The sequence below is a fragment of the Mycobacterium sp. AMU20-3851 genome, assembly GCF_043974665.1.
GTDB lineage: Bacteria > Actinomycetota > Actinomycetes > Mycobacteriales > Mycobacteriaceae > Mycobacterium.
This window is the reverse complement of sequence record NZ_CP146371.1, coordinates 4,225,568-4,240,922: the sequence shown is the minus strand read 5'-3', so window position 1 is coordinate 4,240,922 and position 15,355 is coordinate 4,225,568. Positions and strand designations below refer to the sequence as shown.

Here is a 15,355-nt window from a genome sequence, read left to right as displayed (position 1 = left end):
ATCTGCACGGGCCGAATCGGCGATCTTCGGCCGGTGGCCGTGCGCCGCCGCTAAACTCGTTGCCCACCATGCGAAATAGTCCCAACCCCGAGCAGCGTCGCCGGACCCTGTGCGATGTCGCGATCCGTCTGCTGGCCGAAGGTGGGCTGAAGAGTGCCACTCATCTGAAGGTGGACCGGGCGGCCGGATACCCCGACGGGACGACATCGTTCTACTTCCGCACCAGTTCGGCGCTGTTGTCCGCGGTGGCCGAGCGGGTCGCCGAACTCGACCTCAAGGATCTGCGGGCGGCGACCCGCGATCCCGGCGATGCCACCCGCGCCTCGGGCCTGGCCACGCTGGTGATCCGGTGTGGAAGCGGGGTCCGGCTGGTGCGCACCAAGGCGCGTAACGAGCTCGCCCTGCAGGCGGCCCGGGACCCGGCGCTCGCCGAGGCCCTGCGCGGATACACCGACGAGTTCTCGGCGCTGATCCGCGACGTCGTGATCCGCCTGCAGCCGCGCCGGCGGCGTGCCGATCCGGCGCTGGTGGAGGCGCAGACCTACGCCGTGACGATGTTCATCGGTGGGGTGATGCTGTCGGTGGCGACCGGGCACCGTGCCCCGCACACCGCCGCGGAACTGGACGTGCTCATCTCCGGAATGGTCCGCGGGCTCAGCGCCGGGTCCTAGACCGAGTCCGGCAAAGTCGGTGTCGGATCGTCTCTATGACAGTAGAGTCGAAAACGCCCACAGCTGGTTCGATTCCGGAGGTAGCCCGATGAATTCCGTCCCTGCGCTCGATGGCCGCACGGTGCTGGTGACCGGCGCGGGCCAGGGAGTGGGCCGTGGGCTCGCGCTCGCCTTCGCCGGCGCCGGGGCGCAGGTTCTGGTCAACGACCTGCGCGCCGAACGCTCCGAACAGGTCGCCGAGGAGATCCGGGCCGCCGGCGGCACGTCCTCGTCGGTGCCGTTCGACGTCACCGACTACGCCGCGGTCCACGACGCGGTCGCCGGGCACGGCGGCGTCGACGTCCTGGTCAACAACGCGGGCAATGCCGGTGCCGACGGGTTCGGTGACCGGGCCCGCTTCGCGGACTCCGATCCGGCCGATTGGGAGATGTTCCTGCGGGTCAACCTGTACGGCGTCCTGCACTGCACCCGGGCCGTGCTGCCGGCCATGATCGCCGGTAAGTGGGGGCGCATCCTGACGATCGTGTCCGACGCCGCCCGCACCGGTGACGCCGGCGGCGCGGTCTACGGGGCGGCGAAGGCGGGAGCCGCCGGGCTGACCCGATCGCTGGCACTGGAGAACGGCCGCTTCAACATCACCGCCAACAACATCTCACTGGGCACCATGCGGACCCCGCTGACCGAACCGCTGTGGTCCGAGCAGGCGGATTCGCCACAGGCCAAGGCGATTCTGCAGAACTACGCGATTCGCCGCCCGGGTCTGCCCGAAGACGTCAGCAATCTCGCGCTGCTGCTCGGCAGTGATCAGGGTGCGTGGATCACCGGACAGACGATCTGTGTCAACGGCGGATATTCGTTCGCGCTCTGAGCCGTTCAGTCGGCGGCGGCCGCCAGCGCGCTGAGCTCGTCGCCGGACACCCGGTAGGTGGTCCACTCGGTCTGCGGTTTCCCGCCGACCGCGTCATACAGCGCGATGGCATCGACGTTCCAGTTCAGCACCGCCCAGCTCAGTCGCGTATAACCGTTGGTCACGCACTCGGCGGCCAACGCCGACAACAGTTTTCGGGCCAGACCGCGCCGGCGGAAGGCCGGCCGCACGAACAGGTCCTCCAGGTAGATGCCGGCCACCCCGTCCCAGGTGGAGAAGTTGCGGAACCACACCGCGGTCGCGGCGACCCGGCCGTCCACCTCCACCACATGCGCGGAGGCGATCGGCTGATCGGTGAACAGCGCGGCGCGCATCTGGGATTCGGTGACGGTGCATTCCGCCGAGGCCTTCTCGAAGGCGGCCAGCTCCTCGATCATCGCCACGATCTCGGCCTCGTCGCCGGGCCGCGCCCGGCGGATCAGCTCGGTGGAATTCATGTGGCCCCCAGCCCTGTCAGGATCGTGCGGAACTTCGCGGTCGTCTCGTCGACCTCGTCGTCGGGATCGGATTCGGCGACGATCCCACCGCCGGCATGGGCCAGCGCGGTGCGCCGGTCGGCGGCCAGCGTCGCGCACCGGATCGACACCACCCAGCGGCCATCGCCGTGGGCGTCGCACCAGCCGACCGCACCGGCGTAGAAGCCGCGGTCGCCTTCCAGTTCGGTGATCAGGTCGGCGGCCAGATCGGTGGGCACCCCGCCGACCGCGGGTGTCGGGTGCAGCGCGAGCGCCAGGTCCAGGGCCGTGGTGTCCGCGGATCGCAGCCGCCCGCGGATCGGGGTGCTCAGATGCCAGAGCGCATCGGTGCCGTGCAGTTCGGGCTCGGTGGCGATGTCCAGATCCAGGCACAGCGGGTCCAGCGCCGCCCGCATCACCTCGACGACCAGGGCGTGCTCGTGGCGGTTCTTCTGCGATGCGGCCAGGGCTGCAGCGCTGGCCGCATCGGTCGCCGGGTCGGGCGATCGCGGCGCCGAACCGGCGAACGGCTGGCAGATCACGGTGTCACCGTCGCGGGCGACCAGCAGTTCCGGACTGGCACCCAGCAGCACCCGGTCCCGGTAGTCGGGACCGGCCGGGGACAGATCGGTCAGGTACACCGTCGCCGCGGGATCGGCGGCGGCCAGTCGGCGCAGCACCGCCCGCGGGTCCCATGCGGTGTCGGCGGTCAATCGCATCGCGCGTGCCAGCACCACCTTGTCCAGCGGAGATCCGGGTGCACGCAGCCGCCGGACGGCCTCGGCCACCCGCTCCCGGTGCACGGCCCCGGCCGGCAGGGTGTCGCGTTGCAGGATCGTCGGCGGGGCGGTGTCGGGCCAGTCGGGCAGTGCCGCGCAGCGCCGGACCGCGACGGGCCGGTGCAGCGCCGCGGGACGGTCGAGATCAAACGGCAACGCGCCCAACACCACCGGCGCGGTGCCGGTACGCAGGGCGTGCTGTGCCGCGGCGACCTCGGCGAAGCCGGTGTCGACGCCGTCGGCCAGCAGCGTGCCCGACGGGCCGGACAGCACGAAGGAGGGCATCACGCCGGCGGAAGGCATGGGTTGGTGTGCCCGGTCAGTCCGAGCGCGCTGATCTGGCGGATGCCCTTCTCGAACCCGCACACCGCGATGGACGCGGCCGCCATCGAGAACCGGACCCCCTCGGACACCGGCAGACCGATCCATCGGCTCAGCACGGAGCGGGAGAAGTGCCCGTGCCCGACGAACACCACGTCCCGCGACGCCATGTGCTCCAGGGCCAGGTCGATGGCCGCATCCGCGCGGTCGGACACCTGGGCGGCGGTCTCACCGCCCGGGCTGTCATGGGTCCACACCGTCCAGCCCGGAACCGTCTCGCGGATCTGCGGTGTGGTGAGTCCCTCGTAGTCGCCGTAATCCCACTCGGCGAGCAGCGGTGACACCTGGTCCACGGTCAACCCGGCGAGTTCCGCGGTGACCAGCGCGCGTTTGCGCGGGCTGCTGATCACCAGGGGAGTGCGCAACTGCAGATCGCCGATCGCACCGGCGGCCAGGTTGGCCTGCTCGCGGCCGAGGTCGAGCAGCTCGATGTCGGTGCGGCCGGTGTGCCTGCCGAGACGTGACCACTCGGTTTCACCGTGCCGCAGCAGCAAAAGCCGGTGCTGGTGGACGCTCACCGAGGCGATTCTGCCGCACAGGGCAGCCATCCGCCGCATCCGCGTGTCAGGATGGCCCTGTGACGCGAGTACTAGCGGTCGCCAATCAAAAGGGTGGGGTCGCCAAGACGACGACGGTGGCGTCGATCGGCGCGGCGATGGCGGAGAAGGGCCGGCGGGTGTTGCTCGTCGACCTCGACCCGCAGGGGTGTCTGACGTTCTCCCTGGGCCAGGATCCCGACAAGTTGGCGGTATCGGTGCACGAGGTGCTGCTCGGCGAGGTCGAGCCGGGCACCGCCCTGATCCAGACGGTGGAGGGGATGACCCTGCTGCCCGCCAACATCGACCTGGCCGGTGCGGAAGCGATGCTGCTGATGCGGGCCGGTCGCGAGTACGCGCTCAAACGGGCACTGGCGAAGCTGGTGGACGACTTCGACGTCGTGATCATCGACTGCCCGCCGTCGCTGGGAGTGCTGACGCTCAACGGTCTGACCGCGGCGCAGGAGGTGATCGTGCCGCTGCAATGCGAGACCTTGGCCCACCGGGGTGTCGGGCAGTTCCTGCGGACCATCAACGATGTCCAGCAGATCACCAACCCCGACCTCGCCCTGCTCGGTGCCTTGCCGACGCTGTATGACGCGCGCACCACGCACAGCCGCGATGTGCTGCTCGACGTGGCCGACCGCTATGACCTGCCGGTGTTGGCGCCGCCCATCCCGCGGACCGTCCGGTTCGCCGAGGCCAGCGCCTCCGGATCGTCGGTACTGGCCGGACGGAAGAACAAGGGCGCCAACGCCTATCGCGAACTCGCCGAGTCACTGATCAAGCACTGGAAGACCGGCAAGGCGCTGGCCACCTTCGCGCCGGAGATCTGAGTTCGCCGGCTGCGCCGGGCTAGGGCGATCCCAGTGCGACGACGGTGTCACCGCGCTGCTCGATCAGCGTGGAACCGGCCACGGCGGGCACCACGGCGGTGCTCTGCGCGGGCCGGTCGAGATCGATATGCCTGATGCCCCTGCCGGTGCCGACCTCGAACACGTCGTAGCCGTCGGTCACCGGAACCAGGAGCTCACCGGCCATCACGGTGGCCGGGCCGACCGGTGCGCCGTTCGGCGCGGGGGAGACGGTGTACTTGTAGCGCAGTCCGTCGGACTCGAAGACCAGCACCGAATCCCCGGTCCACCAGGTGATCACGTCACCGCTGCGCGTCATCGTCGCATGCTCGGAGGGGGCGCTGTCCAGACGTGTGCTCGCGGTGACCGTGCCGGTGTCGTCGACGATGTTGACCACCGGGTGCGGTGTGGGCAGGTAGACCGCGGTGGTGGTGTCCGAGACCGCGATGACGCGGGCGTCCGCGTCGGACGAAACACCGGGCTGCTGTTCGTATTTGACTTCGGGAACGTCCTCTTCGTCGGACACCCGCAGCAGGGTGAGTCGCATCTCGGACTGCTGAGGGCAGGATTCCATCACCGACACCGCGGCCGAACTGGCCGCAGCGGACACCAGTCGGCACAGCGGCGACTGCGGCACATCGGGTTTGATGCGGGCATCGAGCGCACCCCAGCTGAGCATCCGGACCATGTCCGACCGCCACAACTCCAGCCGGCTGTCTCCGGCCGAGAGCACCGTGCTGCCATCAGTGGACAACCGCACCTCGGGATCGGCGTAGGCGGTGCGGGCGGGACCGCGTTTACCGGTACCGGCATCGATCGTGCTGACCTGGCCGCAGCCGCGGGCATCGGGGTAGACCGCGACGGCGTACTGGTACACCGACGTCACCCCGCACAGCTCGAGATCGCGGCGGTAACTCCACAGTTCGGCGCCGGTCGCCGGGTCGCGCCCGACGACGGTGCCGCCCTCGCCGGTCACCACCGCACCGGAAACCACCAGGGCCGCTGTGGTTTTCGCGCTGTCCGCCGACCAGAGTTCCTTGAGGACGGCCGGGACCTGGGTCGCCGGGGTCAGACTCGGCACCGGTTCGGCGGCCGGCGTGCTGATGGTCGCCCGGGCGTCACTGGTCCACCAGATCAGCGCCGCGGTCACCGCGACGACGAGTGCGATGACCCCGGCCGCGATCAGATCGCCGCGCGTGCGGCGTTCCGGCGGTGGGCAGGAGCGCAGCGACCCGGGAAATCGGGTAGAGCCCATCCGACTGCTTAGCCGGCGGCAGGGGTGCTGGTCTTGCGGGGACGACGCCGGCGGCGCCGCTTGGCCGGGGCGTCGCCGCCCTCGGTCTCGTTTACGGTCTCGGCGGCGGGTGCGCTGGCGGTCTCCGGAGCGGTCGAGGTGTCGCTCTGCTCGGGATGACCGGTGGCGGGCTGGCCGCCGCGGGTGCGCTGGCGCGTGCGGTTACGGGTGCGGGCCGGTCGTTCGGCACGCTCGACGCGTTCACCTTCGGTGCGCGGCCGGCTGGTGCGCGGCTTGGCGATCGAACCGGTCGCTTCGGCCGGGATCTTCAGCTCGGTGTAGAGATGCTCTGAGCTGGAATAGGTTTCGGCCGGATCGGGGTTGTTGAGGCCCAGTGCCTTGTCGATCATGGTCCAGCGGGGGAGCTCGTCCCAGTCCACCAGGGTGACGGCGATACCGGTCTTGCCGGCCCGGCCGGTGCGGCCGATGCGGTGCACGTAGGACTGCTCGTCCTCGGGGATCTGGTAATTGATGACGTGGGTGATGTCGTCGATGTCGATACCGCGGGCGGCCACGTCGGTGGCGACCAGCACGTCGACCTCGCCGGTGCGGAAGGCCTTGAGGGCCTTCTCCCGGGCGATCTGGCCGAGGTCGCCGTGCACGGCACCGACCTTGAATCCGCGCTCGCCCAGTTCGTCGGCGACCTTCTGCGCGGTGCGCTTGGTGCGGGTGAAGATCATGGTCGCGCCGCGGCCCTCGGCTTGCAGGATCCGGCTGACCATCTCCACCTTGTCCAGCGCGTGCGCGCGGTAGACGAACTGTTCGGTGGTGTCGTGGGTCTGCGAGGACTGCGCGGATTCGGCCCGGATGTGGGTCGGCTGGTTCATGAAGGTGCGGGCCAGGGTGATGATCGGGCCCGGCATGGTCGCCGAGAACAGCATGGACTGCCGGTCATCGGGGGTCAGCCGCAGGATCCGCTCGATGTCGGGCAGGAAGCCCAGGTCGAGCATCTCGTCGGCCTCGTCGAGCACCAGCACCGACAGGCTGCCGAGCTGTAGGTGGCCCTGCTGGGCCAGGTCGAGCAGCCGGCCCGGGGTGCCGACGACGACGTCGACGCCCTTGCGCAGCGCCTCGATCTGCGGCTCGTAGGGGCGGCCACCGTAGATGGAGGTCACGACGAACTTGCGGTCGGAGTCCTCGGAGACGGCGCGCAGGTACTTCGAGGCGAGCTCCAGGTCGTTGTAGACCTGCAGGCACAGTTCGCGGGTGGGCACCACGATGAGGGCGCGGGGGGTGCCGTTGAGCGGGCGGCCCTGGTCGCTGCTGATGCGGTGCAGCAGGGGGACGCCGAAGGCCAGCGTCTTGCCCATGCCGGTGCGGGCCTGGCCGATGAGATCGTCGCCGGCCAGCGCGAGCGGCAGGGTCAGTTCCTGGATGGCGAAGGCGTATTCCTTTCCGGTCTCGGCGAGCGCGCGGACGATCTCGTCCCGGACTCCGAGTTCGGCGAAGGAAATGGAGGGTTTTGCGTCGGGTGCGGCAACCAAATCGGGTTCGATCTCGGTCGTTGCTCCGGTCGCGTTGGTATCAGGTGAAGTCATAGTGGTTCGGCGTCGCTTGCGATGCCGTCAGCCTTTCGGTGTCAATCCTCGTCGCGTCCACGCGCGCACGACGATGACGAGTAAAAGGCGGATATCCCCAGGTAGGCGGGCGATACCGCTCCGTCGGGCCCTGCCAATGAGGGGCGGGCCGAACCACGTGCACGCACATTTCTTCGGTAGCGGCAGGTCACAAAAACTTGTACGTTTCGCTCTTCAAAGTCGCTACCTGTCGTCCATGATAGCTGGTCATACCGGTTCTCGGTTGGCGGATGGCCCGGAGTCTAGAGTTGGGCCATGATTTCACCGACGCCTCAGACGTCGTCTGCGCAATCTGCCGGCCCCGCCGACGAGGCCGTCCGGCCGGGTGTCTCGGCCGATCATCCCGGTGTCACGGAGCTTTTCGCGGTGCTGGCCTACGGCGAGGTGGCCGCCTTCTACCGGCTCACCGAGGAGGCCCGGATGGCGCCGAATCTGTCCGGCCGGATCAACATGGCCAGCATGGCCGCCGCCGAGATGCGTCACTACGAGGTGCTGCACGAGGCGCTGGCCGCCCGCGGTGTCGACACCGTGCCCGCCATGACGAAGTTCGCGCCCGCGTTGGAGAACTATCACCGGCTGACCACTCCCAGCACCTGGCTGGAAGCGCTGGTCAAGACCTATATCGGGGATGCGTTGGCGGCGGATTTCTACCTGCAGATCGCCGATGCGCTGCCGCCCGAGGTGGCCGATGTGGTGCGGATGGTGCTGGCCGAAACCGGGCACTCGCAGTTCGTGGTGGCCGAGGTGCGGGCGGCGGTCACCGCCAGCGACCGGCAGAAGCACCGGCTGGCGCTGTGGTCGCGGCGGCTGCTGGGGGAGGCGATCACCCAGGCCCAGTACGTGCTGGCCGACCACGATGAGTTGGTCGACCTGGTGATGAGCAGTCAGGGGCTGGCGCAGCTGCCGGAGTTCTTCGACCGGTTGCAGCGCACCCACGCCAGCCGCATGCAGGAACTGGGCCTGGCCTGACCCGCTACCGGGTGCAGGTGGCGATCATCGAGTCGTTGGCCTGCACCGCGACCGCGGCGCCGCTGCCGTCGACGATCGAGCAGTTGAGCTGACCGCCCACGCTGGTCGCCGTCACCGATGACAACGTCACCCCTGGATCGAGGGTGACGGTTTTCACCCAGGGGAGTGCGACGTTGACGTCGGTCTGCAGGGCACCCCGCGCATCGGTGTAGATGACGGTGACCAGATCGAGGAGCTGCCGGTTGCCGGTCACGTGATAGGTGACGGTGCGCGCCGCCAGCGCCGGATCGGGCACCGGCGCCTCCGGGACGACGACCGGGGCCGGCACCACGGGGGCGGGCTCGGGAACCGGCGCCACCGCACTCGGGGTGGGTGTGACGGTCGTGACAGTCTCGGGCAGCGTCGCGCCGGGGCCGGGCGGCACCGGCGCGGGGGCAGTTGCAGACGGGGTCGGCGCCGCCGTCGCGGTCGCCGTGGGCGCGGCCGGTTCGGTGGTCGCCGACGATGGGGCAGCCGACACGGTGCCGCTGTCGCCGCCACCCAGGATGATGCCGGTGCAGATGACCGCGGCCATCAGGATGACGCCGGCGACACCGGCCACCCAGATCCACCGCCGGTCGAGTTGGTCGTGGTAGTCGGCGGGGAACTCGTACTCGGTGTAGTCGGTGTCGACATCGGCGGCGTAACGCGGGATTTCGTTCGGGTCGCCGCTGTTCGGGTCGTAGTCGCGCGGCTGATAGCCGTCGTACCCGTCGTGGTCGCGCGGGGCCCGGTAGGCGTCCCCCGAGTCGAAGCTGGTGTCAAACCTGTCCGCGCTGTCCCAGTCGTCGGTCGTGTACTCCGATCGGTAGCTACCCGAATAGCTACTGCGGGTTGTCGAATATGGCGAATATTGCCTGCTCATAACGTAATTCCCAGATCGTTCCGGCACGTACCTGGTCGATGCTAGTGGTGCAAAAGTGACAGTTGATGTTGACGCGGTCGCGGTCCGGTCACGGTCCGGACTCGGTCTGGTCAGGGCGCTACGCTGCCGGCGCAATCCGCAGGTCACGGCACGTCAGGGCATCCGCGACGGCGCCGAAGCGATCCCCCTTGTCGGTGTGCGCGCGTGCGCCGTACTAGCCTGATTGCACGCATCGCCATCCAACCGAAAGGGCCACAGCGTGGACATCAAGATCGGGGTCACCGACAGCCCGCGAGAGCTGATCATCAGCACCGCGCAGACACCCGACGAGGTGGAAAAGGCGATCGTCGCGTCACTGTCGGACGCCTCCGCGGTACTCGCGCTGTCCGACGAGAAGGGCCGCCGCTACCTGGTGCCGTCGGCGAAGATCGCCTACGTCGAGATCGGTGCCGCCGACAATCGCCGGGTCGGTTTCGGGGTCGGCGCCGAGGCCATCAAGACAAACTAGTTGCCAGGCTGGCCCGGTCCTCAGGACCGGGTCAGCGGCACGTGTGACAGGCCGCCCCAGGCGAACTGCACGGTGCCTTCGACCGCAGCCTCCTTGGAGATCGGGCGGTCATTGTCCAGCCAGTAGCGCGCGCAGTCGACGCTGGTGGACACCAAACCCACCGCGATCATCCGGGCCCGGTGGGCCTCCAGGCCGGAATCCCGGCTGATCAGGTCGAACACCGCGTCCGTACAGGACTCGGTGGCCACCTTCACCTGAGCCGCGACCTGCGGTTCGGTCACGTAGTCGTTCTCGAAGATCAACCGGTAGCCCTGGCTGTCGTGTTCGACGAACTCGAAGAACGCCTGGACCGCCGCGCGCAACCGCTGCCGGTTGTCGGTGGTGGTGCGCAGGGCCTGCCGGACGCCGGAGACCAGGTTGTCCACGTGCCGTTGCAGGACCGCGAGGTACAGCTCCAGCTTCGACGAGAAGTGTTGGTAGAGAACAGGTTTGCTCACGCCCGCGCGATCGGCGATTTCGTCCATGCCGGCGGCGTGGTAGCCGCGGTCGACGAACACCTCGCTGGCCGCGATCAGCAGTTGGCCCCGGCGTTCGTCGCGGGGCAGGCGGTTGCCGCGCCGATTGCCGGTGCCCGCCTTGGTGCCGCGCGCTCCGGCGGCGTTGGCGAGATCGCTCATCACGTCCTCAATCTCAAAATCTGTGCTGTGTGCGCTGAGGCACTTCTCGGGCCGTTTATCGGCAGCTTCCACCTGCTGATCGCCACGACATTACTACCGCACCCAGCCAGAGAGTCGGGTGTAGGTCGTTAGGCGCCGGTCGACGTGTCGGTGGCGTGCCGGAATGGGATGCGGCGCGCCTTGTGCCATTCTGGTTCGGTGACCTACGACCCGGGGCGTCGCGTCGGCGACCGAGTTCGGTCCGGCGGGCGGGAGCGGAGCGACCCGGGGAATGAGTACCGCGGGCGGGAGCGCAGCGACCCGGGGAATGAGTACCGCGGACGGGAGCGCAGCGACCCGGGATATCAGCGCAGTGACGCGGGATATCAGCGCAGCGGGCCCGGGGGAGCGCCTCCCCGTGTGCGGCAGTACGACGACCCGGACCGGATTCCGGTGCGGCGCGACGATATGCGCGAGCCGCTGCGCGCCCAGCGCGATCCGCTGGCCGAGGACCACGGCCGGCCCCGTGCCAACCGCGACGAGCACCAGCAGTGGCGCAAGCAGACCTGGCTGGGCCGCTTCGTATCGACCTACGGCTGGCGCGCCTATGCGCTGCCGATCCTCGCCGTGGTGACCTGCGTCGTGCTCTATCAGACGGTGACCGGCACCGGCGCGCCCAGCCCGGTCAGCGCGGAGGGGCCCGTCCAGGGCCCGCCGACGATCGACGCCCCGAGCACCGGCATCGTCGGCGCGCCGCCCAAGGGACTCACCGAGTTCGACGCGAATCTGCCCACCGGGATCCTGCCCGGCGGTGGACCGTTCACCCAGGCCGGCGCCAAGACCTGGCACATCGTGCCGGGCACCTCACCCAAGATCGGCCAGGGCACCGACAAGACCTTCACCTACACCGTCGAGGTCGAGGACGGTCTGGACACCGCCTCCTTCGGCGGTGACGAGGGGTTCGCGCGGATGGTCAGCGAAACCCTGGCCAACCCGAAGAGCTGGACGCACAACGCGCAGTTCGCGTTTCTGCGGGTGGACAACGACAGCGAGGGCCCGCCGGACTTCCGGGTGTCGCTGACCTCGCCGCAGACCATTCGCGAGGGTTGCGGTTACGACATCCCGCTGGAGGCGTCCTGCTACAACCCGGCCTACCTGGGCGATCAGGCCCGGGTGTTCATCAATGAGGCGCGCTGGGTGCGCGGGGCGACCTCGTTCCAGGGCGACATCGGGTCCTACCGGCAGTACGTGATCAATCATGAGGTCGGTCACGCCATCGGCTACCGCCAGCACGAACCGTGCCCGGAGAACGGCGCGCTGGCGCCGATCATGATGCAGCAGACGTTCTCGACCAGTAACAACGACGGCGCGCGCTTCGACGCGGAGTCCGTCAAGGCCGACGGCCTGACCTGCCGGTTCAACCCCTGGCCGTACCCGATCGCCTGATCCCGGGTGCCGGGTGCACGAATCCGGGTGCGGGCCGCCGCCGGGCAGCCGATGAAGGCGCACACTGGAGTGTGGGCTCGGGAACGTATTGAGCTGAATTGCTGTTGAGTACGTGTGCCTGGTCTGATGGGCCGGAGAAATTCGTCGTCGATTCGAGGAGCGCACGGTGACGTCGTTGCCACCACTGGTGGAGCCAGCCGCTGAACTGACCCGCGAGGAGGTTGCCCGGTACAGCCGGCACCTGATCATCCCGGACATGGGGGTGGACGGTCAGAAGCGTCTGAAGAACGCCAAGGTGCTGGTCATCGGCGCCGGCGGTCTCGGCTCGCCGACATTGCTCTACCTGGCCGCCGCGGGTGTCGGCACCATCGGCATCGTCGAGTTCGACGTGGTCGACGAGTCCAATCTGCAGCGCCAGATCATCCACGGCCAGTCCGACATCGGCCGGTCCAAGGCGCAGAGCGCGCGGGATTCGGTGCTCGAGGTCAACCCGCTGGTGAACGTGGTGCTGCACGAGTTGCGGCTGGAGCCGGAGAACGCGGTGCAGCTGTTCTCCCAGTACGACCTGATCCTGGACGGCACCGACAACTTCGCCACCCGCTACCTGGTCAACGATGCCGCGGTGTTGGCGGGCAAGCCGTACGTGTGGGGCTCGATCTACCGCTTCGAGGGCCAGGTGTCGGTGTTCTGGGAGGACGCCCCCGACGGTCTGGGCCTGAACTACCGCGATCTGTACCCCGAGCCGCCGCCGCCCGGGATGGTCCCGTCCTGCGCCGAGGGTGGGGTGCTCGGCATCCTGTGCGCGTCGATCGCGTCGGTGATGGGTACCGAGGCGATCAAGCTGCTCACCGGCATCGGCGATCCGCTGCTGGGCCGACTGATGGTCTACGACGCGCTGGACATGACCTACCGGACGATCAAGATCCGCAAGGATCCGTCGACCCCGAAGATCACCGAACTCATCGACTACGAGGCCTTCTGCGGTGTGGTCTCGGACGAGGCGGCCCAGGCGTCGGCGGGAGCCACCGTCACCCCGCGTGAACTGCGCGAACTGCTCGACTCGGGCAAGCCGGTGGCCTTGATCGACGTCCGTGAGCCGGTGGAGTGGGAGATCAACCACATCGAGGGCGCCACGCTGATCCCGAAGTCGGTGATCGAGGCGGGCGAGGGCCTGGCCACCGTCCCGCAGGACAAGACCGCGGTGCTGTACTGCAAGACCGGGATCCGTTCGGCGGAGATGCTGGCCGTCCTGAAGAAGGCCGGCTTCGCCGATGCGCTGCACCTGCAAGGCGGAATTGTGGCGTGGGCGAAACAACTCGAGCCCGACATGGTCATGTACTGACCGCGTGTCGACCTCCGCACCGCTTAGGCTGACGTGCGTGTCTGAGGATCTGCCGCCCGATCATGTGATGGCGGCCTTCGGTTTGGCCGGCCTGTCGCCGGTGCCGCTGGGCTCCAGTTGGGAGGGCGGCTGGCGGTGCGGCGAGGTGGTGCTGTCGATGGTCGCCGATCACGCCCGCGCCGCCTGGTCGGCCAAGGTCCGCGAGACGCTGTTCGCCGACGGGATCCGGTTGGCCCGCCCGGTCCGCTCCACCGATGGCCGCTACGTGGTGGCCGGCTGGCGCGCGGACACCTTCGTCGCGGGCACCCCCGAACCCCGCCATGACGAGGTCGTCTCGGCCGCCGTCCGGTTGCACGAGGCCACCGCGAAGCTGGAGCGCCCGCGGTTCCTCACCCAGCCTCCGGTGGCGCCCTGGTCCGACGTCGACGTCTTCATCGCCGCCGACCGCGCGGCCTGGGAGGACCGGCCGCTGCACGGTCTGCCGCCGGGAGCCCGGGTGTCCCCGGGATCGGCCGACGGCCAGAAGTCGGTGGAGCTGATCAACCAGCTGGCGACGTTGCGTAAACCGACCCGCAGCCCGAGCCAGCTGGTGCACGGCGACCTCTACGGCACAGTGCTTTTCGCCGGCACCGCGGCACCCGGCATCACCGATATCACCCCGTACTGGCGGCCGGCATCCTGGGCCGCCGGGGTCGTGGTGGTCGACGCGCTGGCCTGGGGCGAGGCCGACGACGGCCTGGTCGAGCGGTGGGCACCGCTGCCGGAGTGGCCGCAGATGTTGTTGCGGGCGTTGATGTTCCGCCTCGCCGTGCATGCCCTGCACCCGCGCTCGACGGCCTCGGCGTTCCCGGGTCTGGCCCGCACCGCCGCGTTGGTCCGGCTCGCGCTCTAGCTTCCTTGCGATTTGTGGAGATTTAGCCGGAATGAGTCCGGGTTTCGCTCCACAAATCGCTAGAACACGTGGCGGTATTCGCGCAGCGCCACCCGGCCGTCGACGGCCAGCACCCCTTCGGCGCGTAGCCGTTCCAACTGCCTGGTGGCCAGGTGCTGCGCCGGGCGCCCGGACGCCGGGATCACCCGGTGCCACGGCAGATCCGAGGAATCGGTGCGCATGATCCAGGCCACGATGCGGGGGCTGGACAACCCCGCCACCTCGGCGAGATCCCCGTAGGTGCTCACCCGGCCGGCCGGGATGGCGGCCACCAGCGCCCGCACTGTCTCGACCTGATCCTCGGTGATGGGCGCCATGGCTCAGCCCAGATGGGTTCGGATGATCGCAGCGGTCTCGGCGGGCAGCGCCTGGGACACCATGTGATCGCAGTCCAGCTCGGTCAGCGTGAACGCCTCGCCCAGCGCGTCGCGCAGCGTGCCGATCAGCTCGGGCGTCGCGTACGGCGGGGTGGTGCGGGTGGCCAACACCAGGGTGGTGGGGGTTCCGTTGCGCGGCAACGTGATCGGGCGGGTGAGTTCACTCCAGTACGACATCGTGGCCGGGACGCTGATGCGCCAGCCGAGACGGCCGTTGGGCAGCTCGATGAGGTGCTCGTCGAGTTCACGCTCCAGCTCCTCGGGGAACTTCGCGGCGACCTCACCCCACGACCCGGACAGCTTGTCGGCGATCGCCTCGTCGCGGTCGGGGTAGTCCGGGGAGGACAGCATGGCGTCGGCGATCTCGGCCATCCAAGCGCCGTCGAGCGCCACCGCCGGATCGAGCAGCACCAGCCCGGAGACCAGGTCGGGCCGGGCCGCGGCCAGGTTGAGCGCCACCGCGCCCCCGAACGAGTGCCCGACCACCAGGACGGGCCCGTCGGCCTCGGCGTCCAGCAGCGCCGCCAACGCCTCGACGTTGGCCTCCAGCGTCCAGGGGGCGGCCCAGCTGGACCGGCCGTGCCCGATCAGATCCGGTGCGAGCACCGAGAACTCGGGCAGATGCCGGGCGGACAACGTCTCCCAACGCCGGCCGTGCCCGGTCAGTCCGTGCACCGCGAGGATCTGCGGTGGACGGGACGGGCCGTAGCGGTACACGTGGAGGTCGTCGGTCACCCTTCGATGCTA

General features: G+C 69.2%; 17 protein-coding genes. 8 read left to right on the top strand and 9 right to left on the bottom strand.

The annotated features are described in order from the left end of the window. The first annotated feature begins 68 nt into the window (after positions 1-68). Together V4U86_RS20210 and V4U86_RS20205 are read left to right on the top strand one after the other, a co-directional pair. Positions 69-671 carry a TetR/AcrR family transcriptional regulator gene (locus V4U86_RS20210; RefSeq protein ID WP_395307711.1) on the top strand — a complete coding sequence of 201 codons (603 nt, stop codon included), beginning with the start codon at positions 69-71 and terminating at the stop codon, positions 669-671. 88 nt (positions 672-759) lie between these two features. After that, complete coding sequence (locus V4U86_RS20205) at positions 760-1,539, top strand: SDR family NAD(P)-dependent oxidoreductase (protein ID WP_395307710.1); 780 nt, start codon at positions 760-762, stop codon at positions 1,537-1,539. Between the two features lie 5 nt (positions 1,540-1,544). Here the strand turns inward: V4U86_RS20205 and V4U86_RS20200 are convergent, their stop codons facing one another. The 3 genes from V4U86_RS20200 to V4U86_RS20190 are packed head-to-tail and all read right to left on the bottom strand — an operon-like array spanning position 1,545 to position 3,732. Beyond that, positions 1,545-2,036 carry a GNAT family N-acetyltransferase gene (locus tag V4U86_RS20200; RefSeq protein ID WP_395307709.1) on the bottom strand — a complete coding sequence of 164 codons (492 nt, stop codon included), beginning with the start codon at positions 2,034-2,036 and terminating at the stop codon, positions 1,545-1,547. Then, positions 2,033-3,136: an isochorismate synthase gene (locus tag V4U86_RS20195; protein ID WP_395307708.1), complete on the bottom strand. Its 1,104-nt coding sequence runs from the start codon at positions 3,134-3,136 to the stop codon at positions 2,033-2,035. The genes V4U86_RS20200 and V4U86_RS20195 overlap by 4 nt, the downstream gene beginning before the upstream one ends. Beyond that, positions 3,118-3,732, bottom strand: coding sequence for an acid phosphatase (locus tag V4U86_RS20190; RefSeq protein ID WP_395307707.1), 615 nt, complete (start codon positions 3,730-3,732; stop codon positions 3,118-3,120). Before V4U86_RS20190 ends, V4U86_RS20195 begins: the two co-directional genes overlap by 19 nt. Before the next feature lie 59 nt (positions 3,733-3,791). Between V4U86_RS20190 and V4U86_RS20185 the strand changes: the two genes are divergently transcribed. Further along, the gene (locus tag V4U86_RS20185) at positions 3,792-4,586 is read left to right on the top strand and encodes a ParA family protein (protein WP_395307706.1); all 795 of its coding nucleotides are present in this window, start codon (positions 3,792-3,794) and stop codon (positions 4,584-4,586) included. Between the two features lie 19 nt (positions 4,587-4,605). Here the strand turns inward: V4U86_RS20185 and V4U86_RS20180 are convergent, their stop codons facing one another. After that, entirely contained in the window at positions 4,606-5,859 is a 1,254-nt protein-coding gene (locus V4U86_RS20180; protein ID WP_395307705.1) for an Rv3212 family protein, read from the bottom strand. Positions 5,860-5,867: 8 nt separating this feature from the next. After that, on the bottom strand, positions 5,868-7,436 hold the full coding sequence (locus V4U86_RS20175) for a DEAD/DEAH box helicase (protein ID WP_395307704.1): 1,569 nt from the start codon (positions 7,434-7,436) through the stop codon (positions 5,868-5,870). Between the two features lie 294 nt (positions 7,437-7,730). Between V4U86_RS20175 and V4U86_RS20170 the strand changes: the two genes are divergently transcribed. After that, positions 7,731-8,444, top strand: coding sequence for a ferritin-like fold-containing protein (locus V4U86_RS20170; protein WP_395307703.1), 714 nt, complete (start codon positions 7,731-7,733; stop codon positions 8,442-8,444). A 4-nt stretch (positions 8,445-8,448) separates the two neighbouring features. Here the strand turns inward: V4U86_RS20170 and V4U86_RS20165 are convergent, their stop codons facing one another. Next, positions 8,449-9,348 (bottom strand): hypothetical protein, encoded by a 900-nt coding sequence (locus V4U86_RS20165; RefSeq protein ID WP_395307702.1) that lies wholly within the window; start codon positions 9,346-9,348, stop codon positions 8,449-8,451. 259 nt (positions 9,349-9,607) lie between these two features. Between V4U86_RS20165 and V4U86_RS20160 the strand changes: the two genes are divergently transcribed. After that, positions 9,608-9,856, top strand: coding sequence for a DUF3107 domain-containing protein (locus V4U86_RS20160; RefSeq protein ID WP_395307701.1), 249 nt, complete (start codon positions 9,608-9,610; stop codon positions 9,854-9,856). Positions 9,857-9,876: 20 nt separating this feature from the next. Here V4U86_RS20160 and V4U86_RS20155 read toward each other — a convergent pair whose 3' ends face one another. Beyond that, positions 9,877-10,533: a TetR/AcrR family transcriptional regulator gene (locus V4U86_RS20155; protein WP_087020378.1), complete on the bottom strand. Its 657-nt coding sequence runs from the start codon at positions 10,531-10,533 to the stop codon at positions 9,877-9,879. Positions 10,534-10,980: 447 nt separating this feature from the next. Here V4U86_RS20155 and V4U86_RS20150 point away from each other — a divergent pair, with 447 nt between their 5' ends. From V4U86_RS20150 to V4U86_RS20140, 3 genes are all read left to right on the top strand, one after another. Beyond that, positions 10,981-11,958, top strand: coding sequence for a DUF3152 domain-containing protein (locus V4U86_RS20150; RefSeq protein ID WP_395312127.1), 978 nt, complete (start codon positions 10,981-10,983; stop codon positions 11,956-11,958). 166 nt (positions 11,959-12,124) lie between these two features. Next, positions 12,125-13,300, top strand: coding sequence for an adenylyltransferase/sulfurtransferase MoeZ (gene moeZ, locus V4U86_RS20145; RefSeq protein WP_395307700.1), 1,176 nt, complete (start codon positions 12,125-12,127; stop codon positions 13,298-13,300). Between the two features lie 37 nt (positions 13,301-13,337). Continuing rightward, on the top strand, positions 13,338-14,192 hold the full coding sequence (locus V4U86_RS20140) for a TIGR02569 family protein (RefSeq protein WP_395307699.1): 855 nt from the start codon (positions 13,338-13,340) through the stop codon (positions 14,190-14,192). A gap of 59 nt (positions 14,193-14,251) precedes the next feature. On the opposite strand, the gene V4U86_RS20135 is transcribed toward V4U86_RS20140, so the two are convergent. Together V4U86_RS20135 and V4U86_RS20130 are read right to left on the bottom strand one after the other, a co-directional pair. Next, positions 14,252-14,548 (bottom strand): MGMT family protein, encoded by a 297-nt coding sequence (locus tag V4U86_RS20135; RefSeq protein ID WP_395307698.1) that lies wholly within the window; start codon positions 14,546-14,548, stop codon positions 14,252-14,254. A 3-nt stretch (positions 14,549-14,551) separates the two neighbouring features. Next, entirely contained in the window at positions 14,552-15,343 is a 792-nt protein-coding gene (locus V4U86_RS20130) for an alpha/beta hydrolase (protein ID WP_395307697.1), read from the bottom strand. Positions 15,344-15,355: the final 12 nt, after the last annotated feature.